4 protein-coding genes are annotated in these 3,912 nt (G+C 71.5%); 1 reads left to right on the forward strand and 3 read right to left on the reverse strand.

The genetic code is table 11. From position 1 onward, the window contains the following. From AC1DP0_RS19250 to AC1DP0_RS19260, 3 genes are all read right to left on the reverse strand, one after another. A partial coding sequence (locus AC1DP0_RS19250; protein WP_478087626.1) for a tryptophan 2,3-dioxygenase occupies positions 1–599 on the reverse strand: 599 nt, incomplete at its 3' end. 22 nt (positions 600–621) lie between these two features. Continuing rightward, the gene (locus tag AC1DP0_RS19255; RefSeq protein ID WP_478087629.1) at positions 622–1,143 is read right to left on the reverse strand and encodes a DUF3806 domain-containing protein; all 522 of its coding nucleotides are present in this window, start codon (positions 1,141–1,143) and stop codon (positions 622–624) included. Between the two features lie 47 nt (positions 1,144–1,190). Then, on the reverse strand, positions 1,191–2,033 hold the full coding sequence (locus AC1DP0_RS19260; protein WP_478087631.1) for an aldo/keto reductase: 843 nt from the start codon (positions 2,031–2,033) through the stop codon (positions 1,191–1,193). 118 nt (positions 2,034–2,151) lie between these two features. Here AC1DP0_RS19260 and AC1DP0_RS19265 point away from each other — a divergent pair. Next, positions 2,152–3,912 (forward strand): acetyl/propionyl/methylcrotonyl-CoA carboxylase subunit alpha (locus AC1DP0_RS19265; protein WP_478087633.1); only part of this gene is annotated, 1,761 nt, incomplete at its 3' end.

The raw sequence follows: 3,912 nt of genomic DNA on the forward strand, positions 1-3,912 counted from the left end.
GTCCAGTCGCGGTCCAGGAGGGCCGGCGGCACGGCATACCCACGGCGAGCGAGGTAGGCGAGGAACTCGTCGTAGAGGCTCGGCTCGCGCAGGAGCGCGTCCAGCGCGGTGCGGGCGCCCTCGTCGTGCGCGAAGACCGCCACCATGTCGGCGTTCTTGTTGCCGAGCAGGAACTCGACCTCGCGGTACTGCGCCGACTGGAAGCCCGAGCTCGTGGCGAGGAACGGCCGGATCTCGGCGTACTCGCTCGGCGTCAGCGTCGCGAGCACCGACCACTGGTCCGTGAGCGTGTGCTGGATGTGCTTGACCCGGGCGAGCCGTTTCAGGGCCGGGCCCAGCTGGTCGTCGCGGAGCAGGTTCCTGGCCGAGCGCAGCTCGTGGATCAGCAGCTTGAGCCACAGCTCGGAGGTCTGGTGCTGGATGATGAAGAGCAGCTCGTCGTGCTGCGGCGGCTCGCTCAGCGGCTGCTGCGCGCTGAGCAGCGTGTCGAGGCGGAGGTAGTCGCCGTAGGACATCTTGCGCGTGAAGTCGCGCTGGATGCCCTCCTCGAGGTCGCGCTTGCTGCGCCGGTCCAGCCCGCCGTGGGCAGCGTTGTCCATGCCCGCGATCCTAGGGGCCGGATCAGCGCGAGCGCGGGCGGATGCTGACGAGGTGCGAGACGACGCCCGGCACCCATCCGGTCTCACCGCGCATCCACCGGGCGCCGACGAGGTTGTGCGGCACGACCACCGTGTCGGCTCGCGCCGCAACCAGCCCCAGGTCGGTGCCGAACACGTCGGTGACGACTGCCCAGTCCCGGGCGCTGTGGCGGGCGAGGTACTCGCCGATGGCCACGGCAAACGTCTCGACGATGACGTCGGGGCCCTCACCCGACCCGCCTTCGTCGGACCACCGGCGGTAGGCCGCGTCGTAGTGGGACCCGATGGACGAGAGGTCGTCGACGTCCACGCCCTCAGCAGCCGCGTGCTCGAGGGCGGTGGCGATGCGGGCCCGCTCGTCGTCGCCGAGCGGGTTGGCGACGGGCCGGCCCGTGAAGTCGGGGGTCAGCGCGTCGTCGCCCTCGGCGGCCTCGAGCTCGGCGACCGCGGTCGCGTCCGTCGGCACGGAGGTGTCGTCCTTGCCCTTGCGCGAGAACAGTCCCATGCCCGCCAATCTAGTGGCTCGGACGCGACCGGGTCAGGTCAGGCGGCTCAGCCGAAGGTGTCCGGGTCGGGTCCGGTGCGGGTGCCGCGGTCGAGCCCGGCGAGTGCCTCGAGGTCGTCGTCGCCGAGGGCGAAACCGAAGATCTCGACGTTCTCGGCGATCCGCGCCGGGGTGACCGACCGCGTCAGCACGACGTTGCCGAGCTCGACGTGCCAGCGCAGGACGAGCTGGGCGGGCGTGACCTCGTGCTTGGCGGCGAGCTGCGCGACGACCGGGTCGTCGAGCAGGCCGGCGCGGACGGCCAGCGGGCTCCAGGCCTCCGTGACGATGCCGTGCTCGGCATGGAAGGCACGCAGCTCGCGCTGCTGGAGGTAGGGGCTCAGCTCGATCTGGTTGACCGAGGGCAGCACGCCGGTCTCGTCGAGCAGTCGCTGCAGGTGCGGCACCTGGAAGTTGCAGACCCCGACGGAGCTGACCCGCCCCTCGCGCTGGAGGTCGAGCATCGCCTTCCACGCGTCGACGTAGGCGTCCTGCTGCGGCGCCGGCCAGTGGATGAGGTAGAGGTCGAGGGCGTCGATCCCGAGGCGCTTCATCGAGGCGTCGAACGCGGCCGGGACGTTCGTGTGGTCGTCGTTCCAGACCTTCGTGGTGACGAACACGTCGTCGCGGTCGACGTCGTCGCGGCCCAGGACACGGCCGACGCCCTCCTCGTTGCCGTAGATGCGCGCCGTGTCTATGTGCCGGTAGCCGACCTCGAGGGCGCGGCCGAACGCGGCGTCGACGTCCACGTCCGGGACCTCCCAGACACCGAAACCGATCTGCGGGATGGCCAGGCCGGGGGTGGAGGCGTGGCCGAGAGCGAGCGTGGGTGCTGACTGGTGTGTCGTCATGCCACTCACGCTAGGTCGGCGCCCGCACCGGCGATGTGCCGGACCTCACTCTGAGACGACCGGGAATACGCCTGAGGTCACAGGGGCGACGCGACTTCGGCCCGATAGAGTCCGAGCCATGCCATCCATCAGCAAGGTCCTGATCGCAAACCGTGGTGAGATCGCCGTCCGCATCGCGCGGGCGTGCACGGACAGCGGGATCGCCTCGGTGGCGGTCTACGCCGAGCCGGACCGGGATGCCTTGCACGTCAAGGTCGCCGACGAGGCGTACGCCCTCGGGGGTTCGACTCCCGGTGAGAGCTACCTCGTGCAGGAGAAGCTGCTCGACATCGCCCGCCGGTCCGGCGCCGACGCGGTCCACCCCGGCTACGGCTTCCTGGCCGAGAACGCGTCCTTCGCCCAGGCCGTGCTCGACGCGGGCCTCATCTGGATCGGCCCCGGACCCGAGGCGATCGACTCCCTCGGCGACAAGGTCAAGGCGCGGCACATCGCGACGAAGGCCGGCGCCCCGCTGGTGCCCGGCACGAAGGACCCGGTCTCCGGCGCCGACGAGGTGGTGGAGTTCGCGAAGGAGCACGGCCTCCCGGTGGCGATCAAGGCGGCCTACGGCGGCGGCGGCCGCGGCCTCAAGGTCGCGCGCGCCATGGAGGAGATCCCCGACCTCTACGAGTCGGCGGTGCGCGAGGCCGTGACGGCCTTCGGTCGCGGCGAGTGCTTCGTCGAGCGCTTCCTCGACCACCCGCGCCACGTCGAGACCCAGTGCCTGGCCGACCAGCACGGCAACGTCGTCGTCGTCTCGACCCGCGACTGCTCGCTCCAGCGCCGCAACCAGAAGCTCGTCGAGGAGGCACCCGCGCCTTTCCTCACCGAGGAGCAGCACACCGAGCTGCTGCGCGCCAGCAAGGCCATCCTCAAGGGGGCCGGCTACGTCGGCGCCGGCACGTGCGAGTTCCTCGTCGGGCCAGCCGGCGACATCAGCTTCCTCGAGGTCAACACGCGCCTGCAGGTCGAGCACCCCGTGACCGAGGAGGTCACCGGCATCGACCTCGTGCGCGAGCAGTTCCGCATCGCGAACGGCGAGTCCCTCGACTACGGCGACCCCGAGCCGCACGCGCACTCCATCGAGTTCCGGATCAACGGCGAGGACGCCGGCCGCGGCTTCCTGCCCGCACCGGGCACCGTGAGCCGCATGGTCGTGCCTCACGGCCCGGGCGTGCGCTGGGACGCCGGCATCGTCGAGGGCGACACCGTCGCCGGGGCGTTCGACTCGATGATCGCCAAGCTCGTCATCACCGGACGCACCCGCGAGCAGGCCATCGAGCGCGCCCGCCGCGCCCTGGCCGAGCTGACCATCGAGGGCATGCCGACCGTCGTCCCGTTCCACCGTGCGGTCGTGGCCGACCCGGCCTTCGCGCCGGCGGACGGCAAGCCCTTCTCGATCCACACCCGCTGGATCGAGACCGAGTTCGAGAACACCATCGAGCCGTATGCCGCAGGGCCGGGCGGCGCTGCCGACGAGGACGAGGCCGAGGAGCGCCAGACCGTCGTCGTCGAGGTCGGTGGCAAGCGGCTCGAGGTCTCGCTCCCGGGCGGCCTCTCCCTCGGCGGTGGCGGCGGGGTGGCCGCGGCGAAGAAGAAGGCGCCCAAGCGGTCCGGCGGCGGCAAGTCCGGGGGCGCCGCCTCCGGCGACTCGCTGACCGCCCCGATGCAGGGCACCATCGTCAAGCTCGCCGTCGAGGAGGGCGCGACCGTCGCGGCGGGCGACCTCGTCATCGTCCTCGAGGCGATGAAGATGGAGCAGCCGATCACCGCCCACAAGGCCGGCGTCGTGTCGGGCCTCACGGCCAAGGTCGGCGAGACCGTCACGTCGGGCGCGGTG

This window comes from Terrabacter sp. P5_B1, assembly GCF_056400505.1.

Excerpts from the sequence above, each read along its gene's own strand:
- AC1DP0_RS19255 (WP_478087629.1), bottom strand. The coding sequence starts at position 1,143 with ATGGGACTGTTCTCGCGCAAGGGCAAGGACGACACCTCCGTGCCGACG.
- AC1DP0_RS19260 (WP_478087631.1), bottom strand. The coding sequence starts at position 2,033 with ATGACGACACACCAGTCAGCACCCACGCTCGCTCTCGGCCACGCCTCC.